Origin of the sequence: Actinomadura napierensis (assembly GCF_039529375.1) — a bacterium.
Taxonomy (GTDB): Bacteria; Actinomycetota; Actinomycetes; order Streptosporangiales; family Streptosporangiaceae; genus Spirillospora; species Spirillospora napierensis.
On the sequence record NZ_BAAAMR010000046.1, the window covers coordinates 20,276 to 36,694 of the forward strand.

Sequence of the window (16,419 nt, forward strand, 5' to 3'; positions counted from 1 at the left end):
GGGCAGGCCAATGGGCGGGAATTGGCCGTTGACCGGGCGCCCGCGGCGCTATGGAATGTGGGGCTTGCCGTCGTTCAGCAGGACCACCCAGACCTGCCCCCGGGCGAACGTCATCGGCTTGCCGTCGGGGGTGGTGTAGGTCGTCCCGGCGGTCTCCGAGGGGCGCGACCACTTGGCGTCGTAGGCCTTGCCGTCGCGCAGTACGGTGGCGCGGCCGGTGCCCGTCGTCTGGATGAGCGGGGTGTAGCTGCCGAGGAAGTCGTGGAATTTCGAGCGGGTCGTCTTGGCGTACTGGACGACGATCGTGGCGCCGCCGAGGCGGCCGCCTTCGGCCGCGGTGTCGGGCTTGCCGCCCCAGCTGGCGAGCCAGCGCTTCGCCTTGGCCGACCAGGTGAACCCCATGGTCGCGGCCGGCCATTTCGCGGTGAACGACCCGGTCGGCTTGCCGCCTTCCGGCGCCGGTCCGAAACGGAAGCCGATGTCGCGGGGCGCGGACGCCTTGGGCGCCTGCTTGAGGAGGGCCTTCGGGTCGCCGTAGAGGTTGTAGGGGATCTGCCTCGCGCTGGAGCGGGAGTAGGCGGATCCGGCGTTCTCCTGGGAGATGTCGTACACCGGCGCCTTGCGGATGTACTTCTTCATCTTGCTCTGCACGCCGGAGAACGCGAACGCCGGATGCCCGAACTGCGGGAGGATGTGCAGGTCGGAGATCCGGGCGCTGCGGACCGGCCCGACGCGCTTGGGCAGCTTCGACGAGTACACCGCCATCAGGCGGGTCTCGCCGCCCTCCACCTGCTCGACGTAGACGATGTCGGCGGCGGACACCCCCGCCTGCGGCAGCGCGGGCTTGGTGTTCTCGATCTTCACGGCGAGGACGGGGTTGGTGATCCCCGTGGTGCCGCCGTTGAACGGGTGCGTCGCCGGCACCGGGCTCCCGGACGCCGTCCCGCCGTGCGCGCTCGGCGGCGCCGCGGTGCCCGATCCGTGCGAGTCCGAGCAGGCCGCGAGGGCCGAGCCGAGCACGACGGCGCCGAGCCCCGCGGCCGCCCGCCCCCGTGCCGTCCTGTGCCACGCGTGTCGCATAACCCTCCCTTTGCGGCGATCTGCCCGAGGGTAGCGAACGGAAATGATGCGTTCGCCCAGTCCGCTGTACGCGCGGGCGCCTGGACGGGCTCGATCGGCCTCCGGATCCGGGCGGCGGATCCCGGCGACGGATCCAGGCGGGTCAGAACCGGGGCGGGTCGTCGTCGATCTCGAAGAAGTCGGGCAGCGCCGCCCGTCCCGCCAGCGGCAGCACCCGGATGAGCGGCTTGCGCCGCGCGGCCCGCGCCTGGGCGACGGCGTCGTTGTAGAAGCGGCGGGCGTAGGCGACCTTCGCGGACGACGAGGACAGCTCCTCCAGGACGTCGGTGCCCTCGCCGCCGCCCTCCCCCGCGACCGTGCCGGCGAAGTCGGGCTGGTCGGCGACGGCGCGCAGCGCCCGCGACAGATCGCTCTCGGCGAACTCGCGGTTGTCGGCGTCGGCGGTGCGGGCCTCGTGCGCGGCGGTGGCCAGCACGAGGCTCGCGGCCGGGTCCAGCAGCCGGGAGGCCGCGAGCTCCAGCGCGGCGGCGGCCCGCCGGACCAGCGCGGCGTCCAGCGCGGCGCGGGCGGTCTCGACGCGGACGTGCAGCCGGTCGAGCCGGGTGGCGCGCCACGACACGTACACGCCGATGAGGAAGACGACGGCGATCCAGAACAGGACGTCGATGATCCAGTGGTAGAGCATCGGTGATCCCTCAGGCGCCCGGGCCGGACTCGACGACGCCCGCGCCGGCGTAGGCGACCGTCTCGTAGACCCGCAGCACGTCCCGGGCCACCGACGACCAGTCGTAGGCGCGGACGGCGGCGCGCGCCTCGGCGGACAGCTGCTTGCGCCGGGCCGGGTCGTCCAGCAGCGCGCCGGCCGCGGCGGCGAGGGCCTCGTGGTCGCCGGCGGGGAACAGCGCGCCGGCGCGGCCGCCGAGCAGCACCCGGTCGAACGCCTCGATGTCGCTGGCGAGGATGGGGGCGCCCGCCGACATCGCCTCGGCGAGCACGATGCCGAAGCTCTCGCCGCCGAGGTTGGGCGCGACGAACACCTCCACCGAGTGGTAGGCGCGGATCTTGTCCTCCTCGCTCACCATGCCGAGCACGACGACCCGGTCGCGCAGCTCCGGGGAGACGCGGGCGGCCACGTCGTCGGCGTCGCCCGGCCCGGCGAGCAGCAGCCGCAGCCCGGGACGGCGGCGGCCGAGGATCTCGAAGGCGCGCAGCAGCACCGGCAGGCCCTTGCGCGGCTCGTCCATCCGGCCGAGGAACCCGAGCGCCTCGGCGCCGCGGGGGGAGTCGGAGCGTCCCGGCCAGCCGGGCAGCGGGTCGGCCATAGCGTACCGCTCGGTGGCGACCCCGTTGGGGATCAGCACCGCGTCGCCGCCGAGGTGCTCGACCAGGCTGGTGCGGGCCGCCTCGGACACCGCGATCCGGCCGTTGATCTTCTCCAGGGCGCTGCGCAGGATCGGCGCGGTCACCGACAGGGCCCGGGACCGCTCGTAGGAGGCGTGGAAGGTGCCGACGATCGGCCCGTCCGCCGCCCAGCAGGCCAGCAGGCCGAGCGACGGCGCGGCGGGCTCGTGGACGTGCAGCACGTCGAACCGGCCCTCGTTGATCCAGCGGCGGACGCGCGCCGAGGACAGGAACCCGAACGCCATCCGCGCGACCGAGCCGTTGTAGGGGACGGGGACGGCGCGCCCGGTGGAGACGGCGTAGGGCGGCAGCTCGGCGTCGTCGTCCGCGGGGGTGATCACCGACACCTGGTGGCCGAGCGCCGTCAGCGCCTCGGCGAGGTCGCGGATGTGCTGCTGGACGCCGCCGGGGACGTTCCAGGTGTAGGGGCAGACGATGCCGACGTTCACCGCGGCGCCTCTCCCGGCCGGGGCGGTTCCAGGTCGTCCACCCAGACCTTCTGCAGCATGTGCCAGTCCTCCGGGTGGGCGGCGATGCCCGCCTCGAAGACCCGCGCGGTCTCCTGCGTCATGGTCCGGATCTTCTCCCGCCTGGCGCCCTCGTCCGGGACCGGGACCTCCTCGTGGACGCGCGCCGCCCAGTACTTCCCCTCGTACCAGAGTGTCACGGGAATGAGGGCGGCGCCCGTCTGGACCGCCAGCGCGGCGGAGACGGCGGGCATCCGGGCGGTGGCGCCGAAGAACTCGACGTCGACGCCGCTCGCGGTGAGGTCGCGGTCGACGACCAGGCAGACGGGCCGCCCGGCGCGCAGCCGCTGGGCCATCCGGCCGAAGGCGGAGGCGCCGGTGTGCGCGAGGACCTCCATGCCGAGGCTCTCGCGGAACGCCACGAACCGGTCGAACAGCGACTCGGGCCTGAGGCGCTCGGCGACCGTCGTGAACGGGTACCCGCAGGCAGCGAGCCAGGCGCCGGCGTGCTCGTAGTTGCCCATGTGCGGCAGCGCGAGGACCACGCCGCGGCCGGCGTCGAGGTTGGCGAAGATCTTCTTCTCGCCGGTGACCCGCATCCGGCCGAGGATCCGCGCCCGGCCGTACTCGGGCAGCCGGAACACCTCCAGCCAGTAGCGGGCGTAGGAGCGCAGCACCCGCTTGCTGAGGACGCGGACCTCGTCGTCCACGGCGTCCTTGCCGAGGACGCGGCACAGGTTGCGCTCCAGCTGCCGGACGCCGGACCCGTGCGCCTGCCAGGCGCGGTCGGCGACGGCGGTGAACGCGAGCCGGGCGGCGCCCTCGGGCATCTTGCGGACGATCGTCCAGCCCATCGCGTACGCGGCGTCCATCACCTCGTCGCGGAGCGCCGCCGGCGCGGAGCGGGTCATCGGCGCGGGCCCGGCCCGGCCTTCGCGTGCGCCTTCTCGCCGTTCTCCTCGTCCTCGGATCCGCCGTCCTCGGACCCGCCCGACGCCGCGGACGCGCCGGGGCCGGAACCGGCGGGATCCGGCGCGGGGGCGGCCTTCGCCTGGGCGTAGACCGTGGCGAACCGCTGCCCCACCGTGACCGTGCTGAGCACCGCCAGCACCCACAGGGCGATCGCCAGGATGTAGGGGACGCCGAGGCCGTCGAACCCGGCGGCCACCAGGGCGATGAGCAGGCGCTCGGAGCGCTCGGCGATGCCCACGTTGCAGGTGTACCCGAGGCCCTCGGCGCGGGCCTTGGCGTAGGACACCACGACTCCGGCGACGAGGCAGTACAGGGCGACGCCGGCGAGGCCGTGCTGCCCGTCCCGGTAGAGCCCGATCATCAGCCCGGAGAAGATCGCCGCGTCCGCGATCCGGTCCATGGTGGAGTCCAGGAACGCGCCGAACTTGGAGATCTTGCCGGTGACCCGGGCGACCGCGCCGTCCAGCATGTCGAAAAGCACGAACGCGGTGATCACTATGGTGCCCCAGAAGAACTCCCCGCGCGGGAACAGCACCAGGGCGCCGGCCGCGACGCCGGCGGTGCCGATGACGGTGATGGCGTTGGGCGACACCCCGGTCCGCGCGACCGTCCGTCCGATGGGCGTCAGGACGCGCCCCAGCGCGGGCCTGATTCTGTTGAGCATCGCCGTCCGTTCTCCTGCTGCCGGGTGGAAGGGCCGCCGGCATCGGCCAGGGGGGCCGCCGTTGGCGGGCCCAATCGTAGTGCGGCCGCCGGCCCGGCGCGCTCAGGCCCGGGTTTGCCGCCCCCGCGCGGCGGACAGAAGCGGGTTGATTGCCGTTCACCCCTTGTGATCCCGCCGCACACGGGAAAGGGTGTTGACACGGGTGTGACGTCGGTCACGCACGTTGGACGAGGTCGGACGCCGCACTCGGACGTCAGGGCCGGGCCCTCCGGGCCGGGCCCCAGCCGCACGCGGGCCCCCGCGAAGGAGGCCCCTCCGAGGAGGTAGCCATGGCGGACAAGGGAGGACACCCGGGAGCCCCCGGCAGGGCACCGGAGGCCGGCGGGTGCGACAGGGTGCGCAACGTCGCGCTGGTCGGCCATTCGGGGGCGGGCAAGACCACGCTCGTGGAGGCGCTGCTGACGGCCGCGGGCACGCTGCAGCGGGCCGGCCGCGTCGAGGAGGGCACCACGGTCAGCGACTTCGACGACGTCGAGGTCCGCCAGCAGCGGTCGGTCAACCTCGCGCTCGCCCCGCTCCAGCACGGCGACATCAAGGTCAACCTCATCGACACGCCCGGCTACGCCGACTTCGTCGGCGACCTGCGGGCCGGGCTGCGCGCCGCCGACGCGGCGCTGTTCGTGATCTCGGCGGTGGACGGCATCGACGGCCTCACCCGGATGATCTGGGAGGAGTGCGCCGCGGTGGGGATGCCCCGCGCGGTCGTCATCACCAAGGTCGACCAGCAGCGCGGCGACTTCGACGACGTGGTGCTGAGCTGCCAGGACGCCTTCGGCGAGGGCGTGCTGCCGCTGTACTTCCCGGCGGCGGGCGGCGACGGGCTGAAGGGCCTGGTGGGGCTGCTCACCCAGCGCTGCCTGGACTACTCCACCGGCGAGCGCACCGAGTGCGCACCCGATCCGCAGTACCTGGAGCAGATCTCCGAGCAGCGCGCCTCGCTGATCGAGGGGATCATCCAGGAGAGCGAGGACGAGACCCTCATGGACCGGTACCTGTCCGGTGAGGAGATCGACGTCAAGGCGCTCATCGAGGACCTGGAGACCGCGGTGGCGCGCGGCAGCTTCTACCCGGTGCTCGCCACGTCGGTGCCGCACGGCGACCATCCCGGCCCGGTCGTCGGGATGCTGGAACTGCTGGAGGTCGTCACCCAGGCGTTCCCCTCGCCGCTGGAGCACGGCATCCCGGCGGTGGCGCCCGTCGACGGCGGGCCGCCGAAGGAGGTCGGCTGCGATCCCGGCGGGCCACTCGTCGCCGAGGTGATCAAGACCGCCTCCGACCCGTACGTCGGACGGATCTCGCTGGTGCGGGTGTTCTCCGGGACGCTGCGTCCCGACATGACCGTGCACGTGTCCGGGCACGGCATGGCCGAGCGCGGGCACGAGGACCACGACGTCGACGAACGGGTGGGCGCCCTCACCTCCCCGCTCGGCAAGACGCAGCGGTCCGTCGCCTCGTGCGGCGCCGGCGACATCTGCGCGGTGGCGAAGCTGTCGCGCGCCGAGACCGGCGACACGCTGTCCGATCCGTCCTCGCCGATGGTGATGGCGCCGTGGACGATGCCGGACCCGCTGCTGCCGGTGGCGATCCGGGCCAAGTCGAAGGCCGACGAGGACAAGCTCAGCCAGGCGCTCGGCCGGCTCGTCGCCGAGGACCCGACGCTGCGGCTGGAGAACAACGCCGAGACCCGGCAGCTGGTGCTGTGGTGCATGGGCGAGGCGCACGCCGACGTGCTGATCGACCGGCTCAGCGGCCGGTACGGCGTCGAGGTGGAGCGGGTCGAGCTGAGGGTGCCGCTCCGCGAGACGTTCGGCGGGTCCGCCAAGGGCCTCGGCCGGCACGTCAAGCAGAGCGGCGGACACGGCCAGTACGGCATCTGCCACGTCGAGGTCGAGCCATTGCCGTCCGGCGAGGGCTTCGAGTTCGTCGACAAGATCGTCGGCGGGGTGGTGCCGCGGCAGTTCATCCCGTCGGTCGAGAAGGGCGTCCGGCAGCAGATGGAGCGCGGCGTGTCCGCCGGCTACCCGCTGGTCGACGTCAAGGTCACGCTGTACGACGGCAAGGCGCACTCGGTGGACTCCTCCGACATGGCCTTCCAGGCCGCCGGCGCGCTCGCGCTGAAGGACGCCGCCGGGCAGGTGCCGGTGCTGCTCCTGGAGCCGGTGGACGAGGTGACCGTGCTGATCGCCGACGAGTACGTGGGCGCGGTGATGTCCGACCTCACCTCGCGGCGCGGCCGGGTGCTCGGGACGCAGGCGGTGCCGGGCGGCCGCACGATGATCAAGGCCGAGGCGCCGCAGCTGGAGATCGTCCGGTACGCGATCGACCTGCGGTCGATGTCGCAGGGCACCGGCTCGTTCGACCGGAGGTTCCTGCGCTACGAGCCGCTCCCCTCGCATCTGGCGGAGAAGGTCGCCAAGGCGGAGGCAGTGCACGACTAACGCGCGGCGGGGACGGGCTTGCGGCCCGTCCCCGCCCCGTCCTCACCCGGTCGCCGTCGTGGTCCACCCGGGACACCCCGGATGATCCTTCCGGAGTCGTCCAACTGGCGGCGCGGTCTCATCCCTGAGGGTGACTCCGATTTCGGCATCTCGGGCGATGGCCGGCGGTTTCCGTCGTGAAACTCTTACTGCGCTATGAGCGACACGGGGGAAGATCGGCGGCCCGCCCGGCCGGGGCGCCGCAATGTGGTCCGGGGCATCGGCCTCGCGGCCGGAGGGCTGCTCGCGGCCGGCGCCGGGTTCGCCACCGAGCAGGCCTGGCGCCGGGACGACCCGCCGACCCCCGCCTCCGCCGCGTCCGTCGACTCCTGGCAGCCGCCCGACCGGCAGGTCGACGTGGTGTGGTCGGTCGACACCCGGCGCCGGCTGGTCGCGCTGACCTTCGACGACGGGCCGATGGCGAAGTGGACGCCGCAGGCCCTCGACGCGCTCGACGAGGCGAAGGTGCCGGCGACGTTCTTCATGGTGGGCAGCCGCCTGGTCCGCAACGCCCGTCTCGTCGAGGGGCGGCTGGGCCGGCACGAGATCGGCAACCACACCTGGAAGCACGACGACCTGTCCAAGCTGAGCCTCGCGCACGCGTACCGCTCCATCCACCGCACGCACGAGGCGATCCAGCAGGTCACCGGGCGGACCCCGAGGCTGCTGCGGCCGCCGTGGGGGCGGCTCGGCGGCACCACCCTGCACGTCGCCGCCCAGCACGGCTACGACATCGCGCTGTGGTCGCTGCTGGTGCAGGACCTCCGGCTGGGCCGCGAGCCGTCCGAGATGGTCTCCGCCGTCGTCGACAACGCCCGGCCCGGCACCATCGTGCTCGCCCACGACGTCGGCGCCCCCAGCCGGGAGGCGGCGATCGAGCGGCTGCCCGCGATGATCCGCGGGCTGCGCGGCCGGGGTTTCGACTTCGTCACCGTGTCGCAGCTGCGGCGGGCCGCGCTCTAGGCTTGCCCGGTGAACCTACCTGTCCTCCGCCTGGGCGCCCGCGCGCGGCTCTGGCGGTCGCTCGCGGGCGCGGCCTTCGTCGCCGCGCTGCTGTTCACCAGCGCGTACGGGAGCAACGACGACTTCCCCATCGGGCCGATGACGCAGTTCGCGTTCTCGGTGAAGAACGACGGCGGGACGATCGGATCGTTCTGGCTGGAGGCCGACACCGCCGAGGGCCGGCACGTCGAGCTGTCCCGGGACGCCGTCGGGACCGGCATGAAGCGCGCCGAGATCGAGGGGCAGATGGACCGCATCGTCCACCATCCGGCGCTGCTGCAGGGCATCGCCGAGGGGCAGCGCCGGCTGCACCCCCACGACCCCCGGCTCACCAGGATCTACGTGGTGGAAGAGATCAAGAGGCTGGAGCACGGCGAGGTCGTGTCGACCAGGCGCGTCAACCGCGTCGTCTGGGACGTGCGGTGACCGCCGCCGCGACGCCGGAGGCGCCCAGGCCCGTCGCGCCGGCCGGCCCGGAGCCCGGCCCCGCCCGCACCCCGTGGGACCGCTGGTGGTTCGGCCCGGTCCCGCGCGCCCGCATCGCCTGGCTGCGGATCCTCGGCTACGCGTTCCTGCCGTTCGACATGCTGCTGCTGACCGGCAGCACGCTGGCGCACGCCCGGCTGCCCGCCGACCTGTACCGGCCGGTGCTGGTCGGGCGGCTGCTGCACCTGCCCGCGCCCACGCCCGCCGCGATGTACACGCTGCTCGCCGTGACGCTCGCGACCGGGTTCGCCGCGGCGACGGGCCGGTTCCTGCCGCGGCTGACCGGCTACGTCTGCGCGTGCGGGTACCTGTGGTGGGTCACGATCAGCATGTCGTACGGGAAGGTCGACCACGACCATCTCGCGCTCGTGATGGCGCTGTTCATGCTGCCGAGCGTGGGACGGGCCCGGATCGACGACGAGCGCGGGTGCGAGTCGTCCGCGTGGGCGGTGCGCGGCATCCAGATCTCGGTGGTGGCCGCCTACTTCCTGTCCATGTGGGCGAAGGTGAGGATCGGCGGGTTCCCCGCGTGGCCGAACGGGGCGACCGTCCAGTGGGCGCTGAGCCGGCGCGGGACGGCGTTCGGGCGCAGCCTCATCGGCTACCCGCTGGCGCTGAAGGCGAGCCAGTGGTTCATGATCACGGCGGAGGCGATCTCACCGGCGCTGCTGTTCCTGCGCGGCCGGCCGCTGTACCTGTTCGTGCTGTTCTTCGCCGGGTTCCACGCCGCCACCTACGCGCTGATGAGCATCCACTTCCTGCCGCACGCGATCTGGCTGGCGGCGTTCCTGCCGCTGGAGCGGCTGACCGGGCGGCTCCCTTCAGGGCTCCGCCGGGCGCTCGGCGGCCGGGCGGGCACGGCCGACACGACCGCGTTCGAGGCGGCCTGACCGCCTGCGAGCAGGCCCGCGACGGGCAGCCCGGGGCGGTCAGCCCTGGGCGCCGGGGCGCTGCGCGGCGGGCAGCATGCAGGCGGCCGTGCCGCCCGGCATCCGCTGCCGGTTGTCCGCGACGAGCCGGTAGACGGCGTGCGCGAGCCAGCTCACCGGGGGCGTCCGCATGACGACGCCGGGGACGCGCCAGATCCCGCCCGCGGCGGTCAGCAGCCGTCCGATCGCCTCCGCGCCACCGCTGACGCGACCCGCCCGGTCGACCCACAGCACCTCGTGCTCCGCGCGCTCCCGCGTGGTGCCGAGCGCGGCGAGGTCGGCGAACTGGAAGGCGACGACCTCGGCGTCCACGGGGACGTTGCGTTCCAGGAACCGTACCGAGGTGGTGCAGAACCCGCAGTCGCCGTCATAGACCAGCACCGGCCGCTCGCGTCGCGTCATGGCGTCCATCATGCCGTGCCGCTCGTGCATGGCGTGCCGCAGGTGCGCGCCGGCACCGTCAGTCCTGCGGCCAGGCGTCGGCGAGGATCTGCCGGGTGTCGCGCAGCAGCTGCGGCAGAACCCGCGTGTGCCCGACGACCGGCATGAAGTTGGTGTCGCCGCCCCAGCGCGGCACCACGTGCTGGTGCAGGTGCGCGGCGATGCCGGCCCCGGCGACCAGGCCGAGGTTCATGCCGACGTTGAACCCCTGCGCGCCGCTGGCCTTGCGCAGCGCGGCCAGCGAGCGCCGGGTGAAGACGGCCAGCTCGGTGTACTCCGGCTCGTCGAGCTCGCCGTAGTCGGCGACGTGCCGGTACGGGACGACCATGAGGTGCCCGGAGTTGTAGGGGTAGAGGTTGAGCACGGTGAACACCGACCGGCCGCGCGCCACGACGAGGCCGTCCTCGTCGGACATCGCCGGGATCTCGCAGAACGGGCAGCCCTCCTCGGCTCCCGGACCGGTGGGCTTGTTCTCGCCCTTGATGTAGGCCATCCGGTGCGGGGTCCACAGCCGCTGGAAGTGGTCGGGCGTGCCGGCGCCGCCCCTCTCCTCCTCCAGGCTGGGCCTGCGCTCCCCGGCGCCCGCCCCGGACGCCTCGTCGCGCCCCTGCTGGTCCACGGGCTTCTCCGGCTCTGCGGTCAAGGCGGCGGTCTCCTTTTGTTCACGGCCTGACCAGCAGCATAGAGAGAGGAGCCCGCGGGCACGTAGCCGGGATGCCCGGCGGACGCCGCGGACGCGCCCGCGAACCGGGGCCTGCGTGACGTATCACCGGTCTCTCCGACACCATGGTCGTCCAGCCGACCAGTGGGAGCGATCATGAGCGAGCTCGACAGGGGCCGCGCCGCGGACGGCGCCGAACCGCACCCGGGAGCCGGGTCGATGCCGTTCTTCCCCGGGGCCTCCGGCCGGCCGGTGCCGCCGCCGCTGCCCGCGCCCCCGCCGGGGCCCTCCATGGCCCCGTCCGCGGGCTCCTCGGCGGGCTCCTCGGCGACCGCGACCGCCGCGCCGCCGGTGGAGGGCCGGATCACGATCGGCGACGAGATCGCCGAGAAGGTCGCGGTGCTGGCCGCGCTGGACGCCGGCGGCGTCTGCGCGCTCGGCTCCGGGGTTCGGGTGCGCCGTTCGGGCGACGCGGTCACGGTCGACGTCGGCGTCGTCGTGGAGTACGGCCACGTGATCAGGGACGTGGCGGCGGCGGTGCAGGCCGGGGTGGCGCGGATGACCGGGCTGATGCTGGGCGCGCGGGTCGCCGCGGTCAACGTGTCGGTCGAGGACGTCCGCCGCTCGCCGGGAGCGGGATCCGGCGAGGCGGGCGCCGGCGGGGCCGCTCCCCTCCCGCCCACGGGAACGGGCCCGGGCACAGGACACGCACTCTAGGCGCGCCCCGCCCGCGTACCAAGCGGTATCCGGCGTCAGGCGGGCCGCGCGTAGCAGTTCTGCATGGCCACCCCGACCGACACCGTCGTCACCTTCACCTTCTGGACGAGCCCGGCGGAGACGTTCTTGAACCGGAAGGTGTGCGGCTTCCCGCCCGACACGCTGCTCTGCCGCGTCTGCATGGCGTGTCCCTTGACCGACATCTCGACGCGGACCAGCCCGCTGGCGGAGACGGTGATGGTCACGTCGACGCTCCGCCCCGAGGCGCGGTAGAAGGCCGTCCCCTGCGGGCACCAGTCGGTGCCGGTGGCGCCGTTCTGGTCGGGGATCTGCATGCCGCCGCCCTGGCCGCCCCCGATGTACGGACTGCCCCCGCTGCTCTGCGGGACGGGATTGGTCGGCGTCCCGGACTGCCCGGACGGGCCGGGAACGACGCCCTGGCCCGCCGTCGGCGACGCGCCGGCGCCCGCCGTCCCGCCCGCCGTCCCTGCGGCGCCCGCGGCGCCGGTGCCGTCCTTGTGCCCGTCGAGCAGCGGGACGAGGAGCACGACGAGCGCGGCCGCCACGAGCAGCGCGGCGCCCCCGTAGCCGGCGACCCGGCCCCAGATCGAGCGCGCCCGCCGCGGCCCCCGCCGCCGCGGCCTCGTGGACTTCATCTCGGCCCTCTCCCCGGTCCCTGGAACGTGACCGTTGAGGCTACCAACTCCGCGGATCCCTTATGTCCCTCATGCGCAGGTCCGCCGCAGCCCGGCCGGAGCCGGTCGCCGCGCCCACCCCATCAGCCGCCGGGTCAGCTCCGCCAGGCTCCGCGCCACCTCGTCCGGCCCGTGCAGCCGCGCGACGACATGGCTGACGGTGACCCGCATCAGCGTCTCGACGAGCAGGTCCTTGACCTCGGCGGGGACGGCCGGCCACGTCGCGTCGGGACCACTGGGCCGGGTCGGGATGGCAGTGCCCGGCGGAGCCCGACGGCGTCCGGTTCACCGGCGCCCTCACCGACGACGGCGGGGGCGGCGTCCGGGCGACCGGGGCGCGGCGGAACGCTCCGGAGGTCTCGGTCCTGGTGCACTACACCGACGGCGCCTGGCGGACGGAGATCGACACGACCGCGGTCTTCAGCGGGCTCACGCGCGTCCCGGGCACCCGGACGCTGTGGGCGGTCGGCGCCCTGGCCGGCAAGCCCTACGTGATCTCCACGGGCTGACGGGCGCCCGGGTCCGCGCCCGCGCGGGGGGCGGGCGCGGAACCGGGCGGCACCGGTCAGATCTGGACGCGGGCCTCCACGGCCTTCACGATCTCCTCGACGGCCTCGTCGATCGGCACGCCGTTCTTCTGCTCCCCGTTGCGGTACCGGAACGACACCGCGTCCTTCGCGACGTCCTCGTCGCCGGCGAGCAGCATGTAGGGGATCTTCTGCTTCTGCGCGTTGCGGATCTTCTTCTGCATCCGGTCGGAGGAGGAGTCGACCTCCACCCGGATCCCGCGCTCGCGCAGCCGCTCGGCCACCCTGTCCAGGTGCGGGACGTGCGCGTCGCCGATCGGGATGCCGACCGCCTGCACCGGCGACAGCCACGGCGGCATGGCGCCCGCGTAGTGCTCCAGCAGCACGCCGAAGAACCGCTCGATCGAGCCGAACAGCGCCCGGTGGATCATGACGGGCTGCTTGCGGGTGCCGTCGGCCGCCTGGTACTCCAGCTCGAACCGCTTGGGCTGGTTGAAGTCGACCTGGATGGTGGACAGTTGCCAGGTGCGGCCGATCGCGTCCCTGGCCTGGACGGAGATCTTCGGCCCGTAGAAGGCCGCGCCGCCCGGGTCGGGCACGAGGTCGAGCCCGGAGTCGCCGGCCGCCTCCTCCAGCGCCGCGGTGGCCTCGGCCCAGTCCTCGGCGGAGCCGATGAACTTCTCCGAGTCGTCCCGGGTGGACAGCTCCAGGTAGAACTCGTTGAGGCCGTAGTCGCGCAGCAGTTCGAGCACGAAGGTGAGCAGGTTCTTCAGCTCGCCGACCATCTGCTCGCGGGTGCAGTAGATGTGCGCGTCGTCCTGGGTCATGCCGCGGACGCGGGTGAGGCCGTGCACCACGCCGGACTTCTCGTACCGGTACACCGACCCGAACTCGAACAGCCGCAGCGGCAGCTCCCGGTAGGACCGCCCGCGCGCCCGGAAGATCAGGTTGTGCATCGGGCAGTTCATCGGCTTGAGGTAGTAGTCCCCGCCGTCCACCTCCATGGGCGGGAACATGTCGTCCTTGTACCAGCCGAGGTGGCCGGAGATCTCGAACAGGTTGCCCTTGGTGATGTGCGGGGTGTTGACGAACTCGTACCCGGCGGTCTCGTGCCGGCGGCGCGAGTAGTCCTCCATGACGCGGCGGACGACGCCGCCCTTCGGGTGGAAGACGGCGAGGCCGCTGCCGATCTCGTTGGGGAAGGAGAACAGGTCGAGTTCGGCGCCGAGCCTGCGGTGGTCGCGCTTCTCGGCCTCTTCAAGGAACTTCAGGTACTCGTCCTGCTTCTCGCGCGACTCCCACGCGGTGCCGTAGATGCGCTGGAGCTGCGGGTTCTTCTCGCTGCCGCGCCAGTACGCGCCGCCCGAGCGCATCAGCTTGAACGCCGGGATGACGCGGGTGGTCGGCAGGTGCGGGCCGCGGCACAGGTCCTTCCAGCGCAGCTCGCCGGACTTGGCGTCGAGGTTGTCGTAGATGGTCAGCTCGGCGCCGCCCACCTCCACGTTCGCGCCGTCCGCCGCGTCCTCGACGGGGCCGGAGCCCTTGAGGCCGATGAGCTCCAGCTTGTAGGGCTCTGCGGCCAGCTCGGCGCGGGCGTCGTCGTCGGAGACGGGGCGGCGGGAGAACCGCTGGCCCTGCTTGACGATCTCGCGCATCCGCTTCTCGACGCGCTTGAGGTCGTCGGGGGTGAACGGCTCGGCGACGTCGAAGTCGTAGTAGAAGCCGTTCTCGACCGGGGGGCCGATGCCGAGCCTGGCCTCGGGGAACAGCTCCTGCACGGCCTGCGCCATGACGTGCGCGGCGGAGTGCCGCATGATGGCCCGGCCGTCGTCGGAGCCGATCTCGACCGGCTCGACGGCGTCGCCGTCGCGCAGCTCGCCGGCCAGGTCGCGCAGCTCGCCGTTGACCCGGGCGGCGATCACGGTGCGGCCGTCGGCGTCCAGTGCCTGCCCCGCGGTGGTGCCCGCCGGCACCGCCCGCTCGCTCCCGTCGAGGGTGATGCGCAGCTCAGACACGGTGGACACGGGTACTCCTCGTGATGGTGAGTTGGGATCAACGGGTTCCGATGCTATCGACTCGGGGTCTCCCCCGGACGCATCCGGCTCCATCGGCCGCTCCTGTCCTCCTCCGGGGACCCGGCCACGACCCCGGAGAGCGCGAAGGCCCCGGGATCGCTCCCGGGGCCCTCACAGCGTGCGATGTCAGTGCATGCGGCCGTGGCGCCGGGTGCGACCCGGCGTCGTCGTCTCGAACACGAGCGATACGGCCTGCATGCGTCCATGGTAACCGACGGCCGCCTCCCCCGGCACGGCCGTTCCCGCGGTCATGCGCGGGCCGCCCGCCGCGGCCCTTCGAGCCGGTCCATGTCCTCCAGCTCGCGTCCCTTCGTCTCCGGGACGGCGCGGATCACGAAGACGAACGCCAGCACGGAGAACGCGGTGTACAGGCCGTAGGCCAGGCTGAGCGAGAAGCCGGAGATGCCGGGGAACGTCGTCGTGACCACCCAGTTGGCGAGCCACTGCGCGGCGGCGGCGACGGCCAGCGCCGACGCCCGGATGAAGTTGTTGAACATCTCGCCGAGCATCACCCACACGACCGGGCCCCACGTCGCGGCGAACGCGGCGACGAAGACGTTCGCGGCGACGAGCGCGATCGGCCCGGCGGCGCCGCTCAGCTCCGGCTTGCCGTCCACCACGTGGGCGGTCGCGAAGCAGGCCGTCAGCGTGCCGAGCGACAGCGCCATGCCCGCCGCGCCGCCGAGCAGCAGCGGGCGCCGCCCGACCCGGTCGACCAGCGCGATCGCGACCAGCGTGAACGCCACGTTGACGATCGAGTTGATCACCGAGGTGAACATCGCGTTGCTCTCGGAGAAGCCGACCGCCTGCCACAGCGACGACGAGTAGTAGAAGATCACGTTGATGCCGACGAACTGCTGGAAGACCGACAGCAGGATGCCGACCCACACGATCGGCAGCAGGCCGAGCCGCGAGCCGCGCAGGTCGCGCAGGTGCACCGCGCGGTCCTCGGCGATCGACCGGACGATGTCCTGGATCTTGCCGTCCACGTCGCCGCGGCCCATGACCCGGCCGAGCACCCGCCGCGCGTCGGTCATCTTGTGCTTCTTCACCAGGTAGCGCGGCGACTCGGGGATGGTCGTGGCGATCACGCCCCAGAACACCGCGGGCACGGCCGCGCTGGCGAACATCCACCGCCACGCGCCGCCGCCCCAGGGGAACGTCCCGGTCGCGCCGCCCTCGGAGACCTGGGCGATCACGTAGTCGACGACCAGCGCCGCGAAGATGCCGAGGACGATCGCCATCTGCTGCAGCGAGCCGAGCCGGCCGCGCAGCTCGGCGGGCGCGATCTCGGCGATGTAGGCGGGCGCGATGACCGACGCGGCGCCGATCGCCAGCCCGCCGACCAGCCGCCACGCGGTGAGGTCCACGGCGCTGAAGGCGAACGCCGAGCCGAGCGAGCTGATGACGAACAGCGCGGACGCGGCCAGCATCACCTTCACCCGGCCGATCCGGTCGCCGATCGGGCCGGCGAACCAGGCGCCGACCGCGCAGCCGAGCAGCGCCGCCGACACCACGAAGCCGACGACGAAGCCGCTCAGGTGGAAGGTGTCCTTGAGCGCGTCGACCGTCCCGTTGATGACCGAGGAGTCGTAACCGAACAGGAAGCCGCCGAGCGCGGCGGCGCCCGCCAGGAGAGCGGCGGTCGCGGCGGAGTGCGAGGGGCCGTCGTGGTGCTCGTCCGCCGTCGTCTTCGGTTCGCTGCCCGGTGTGCTCATGAGGCCGGATCTTCCCCGCAGAGAAAACCTTATGCGGCCGCGTTGCC

The 16,419-nt window shown here is 73.2% G+C and carries 17 protein-coding genes; 6 read left to right on the plus strand and 11 right to left on the minus strand.

Annotated features, from left to right (window positions below; all coding sequences use genetic code 11):
• Positions 1–48: 48 nt before the first annotated feature.
• The 5 genes from ABD296_RS24660 to pgsA form a co-directional block, all read right to left on the minus strand.
• The gene (locus ABD296_RS24660; RefSeq protein WP_344271463.1) at positions 49–1,080 is read right to left on the minus strand and encodes a DUF3048 domain-containing protein; all 1,032 of its coding nucleotides are present in this window, start codon (positions 1,078–1,080) and stop codon (positions 49–51) included.
• Positions 1,081–1,222: 142 nt separating this feature from the next.
• A complete protein-coding gene (locus tag ABD296_RS24665) occupies positions 1,223–1,765 on the minus strand; it encodes a LemA family protein (protein ID WP_344271466.1) in 543 nt (180 codons plus the stop codon).
• A gap of 10 nt (positions 1,766–1,775) precedes the next feature.
• A complete protein-coding gene (locus ABD296_RS24670) occupies positions 1,776–2,930 on the minus strand; it encodes a glycosyltransferase family 4 protein (protein WP_344271469.1) in 1,155 nt (384 codons plus the stop codon).
• Entirely contained in the window at positions 2,927–3,859 is a 933-nt protein-coding gene (locus ABD296_RS24675; protein WP_344271472.1) for a phosphatidylinositol mannoside acyltransferase, read from the minus strand. Before ABD296_RS24675 ends, ABD296_RS24670 begins: the two co-directional genes overlap by 4 nt.
• Positions 3,856–4,584: a phosphatidylinositol phosphate synthase gene (gene pgsA / locus ABD296_RS24680; protein WP_344271476.1), complete on the minus strand. Its 729-nt coding sequence runs from the start codon at positions 4,582–4,584 to the stop codon at positions 3,856–3,858. The genes ABD296_RS24675 and pgsA overlap by 4 nt, the downstream gene beginning before the upstream one ends.
• 329 nt (positions 4,585–4,913) lie before the next feature.
• On the opposite strand from pgsA, the gene ABD296_RS24685 reads away from it, so the two are divergent.
• The 4 genes from ABD296_RS24685 (at position 4,914) to ABD296_RS24700 (ending at position 9,499) form a co-directional block, all read left to right on the plus strand.
• Positions 4,914–7,082 carry an elongation factor G-like protein EF-G2 gene (locus ABD296_RS24685; protein WP_344271479.1) on the plus strand — a complete coding sequence of 723 codons (2,169 nt, stop codon included), beginning with the start codon at positions 4,914–4,916 and terminating at the stop codon, positions 7,080–7,082.
• Between the two features lie 195 nt (positions 7,083–7,277).
• Positions 7,278–8,084, plus strand: coding sequence for a polysaccharide deacetylase family protein (locus ABD296_RS24690; protein WP_344271482.1), 807 nt, complete (start codon positions 7,278–7,280; stop codon positions 8,082–8,084).
• A 9-nt stretch (positions 8,085–8,093) separates the two neighbouring features.
• Positions 8,094–8,549, plus strand: coding sequence for a hypothetical protein (locus ABD296_RS24695; RefSeq protein WP_344271485.1), 456 nt, complete (start codon positions 8,094–8,096; stop codon positions 8,547–8,549).
• The gene (locus tag ABD296_RS24700) at positions 8,546–9,499 is read left to right on the plus strand and encodes a hypothetical protein (RefSeq protein WP_344271488.1); all 954 of its coding nucleotides are present in this window, start codon (positions 8,546–8,548) and stop codon (positions 9,497–9,499) included. Before ABD296_RS24695 ends, ABD296_RS24700 begins: the two co-directional genes overlap by 4 nt.
• A 39-nt stretch (positions 9,500–9,538) precedes the next feature.
• On the opposite strand, the gene ABD296_RS24705 is transcribed toward ABD296_RS24700, so the two are convergent.
• Both ABD296_RS24705 and ABD296_RS24710 read right to left on the minus strand, forming a co-directional pair.
• Positions 9,539–9,940, minus strand: a complete 402-nt coding sequence (locus ABD296_RS24705) for a thiol-disulfide oxidoreductase DCC family protein (RefSeq protein ID WP_344271491.1) — start codon at positions 9,938–9,940, stop codon at positions 9,539–9,541.
• 58 nt (positions 9,941–9,998) lie between these two features.
• Entirely contained in the window at positions 9,999–10,538 is a 540-nt protein-coding gene (locus ABD296_RS24710) for an HIT family protein (protein ID WP_344271619.1), read from the minus strand.
• A gap of 258 nt (positions 10,539–10,796) precedes the next feature.
• Here ABD296_RS24710 and ABD296_RS24715 point away from each other — a divergent pair, with 258 nt between their 5' ends.
• Positions 10,797–11,357, plus strand: a complete 561-nt coding sequence (locus ABD296_RS24715) for an Asp23/Gls24 family envelope stress response protein (RefSeq protein ID WP_344271495.1) — start codon at positions 10,797–10,799, stop codon at positions 11,355–11,357.
• 35 nt (positions 11,358–11,392) lie between these two features.
• Here the strand turns inward: ABD296_RS24715 and ABD296_RS24720 are convergent, their stop codons facing one another.
• Both ABD296_RS24720 and ABD296_RS24725 read right to left on the minus strand, forming a co-directional pair.
• Positions 11,393–12,013 (minus strand): hypothetical protein, encoded by a 621-nt coding sequence (locus tag ABD296_RS24720; RefSeq protein WP_344271498.1) that lies wholly within the window; start codon positions 12,011–12,013, stop codon positions 11,393–11,395.
• Positions 12,014–12,082: 69 nt separating this feature from the next.
• Positions 12,083–12,304, minus strand: coding sequence for a hypothetical protein (locus ABD296_RS24725; protein WP_344271622.1), 222 nt, complete (start codon positions 12,302–12,304; stop codon positions 12,083–12,085).
• Positions 12,305–12,420: 116 nt separating this feature from the next.
• On the opposite strand from ABD296_RS24725, the gene ABD296_RS24730 reads away from it, so the two are divergent.
• A complete protein-coding gene (locus tag ABD296_RS24730; RefSeq protein WP_344271501.1) occupies positions 12,421–12,561 on the plus strand; it encodes a hypothetical protein in 141 nt (46 codons plus the stop codon).
• A 56-nt stretch (positions 12,562–12,617) separates the two neighbouring features.
• On the opposite strand, the gene thrS is transcribed toward ABD296_RS24730, so the two are convergent.
• Together thrS and ABD296_RS24740 are read right to left on the minus strand one after the other, a co-directional pair.
• Positions 12,618–14,603 (minus strand): threonine--tRNA ligase, encoded by a 1,986-nt coding sequence (gene thrS / locus ABD296_RS24735; RefSeq protein WP_344271503.1) that lies wholly within the window; start codon positions 14,601–14,603, stop codon positions 12,618–12,620.
• Between the two features lie 299 nt (positions 14,604–14,902).
• Positions 14,903–16,372 (minus strand): sugar porter family MFS transporter, encoded by a 1,470-nt coding sequence (locus ABD296_RS24740; protein ID WP_344271506.1) that lies wholly within the window; start codon positions 16,370–16,372, stop codon positions 14,903–14,905.
• Positions 16,373–16,419: the final 47 nt, after the last annotated feature.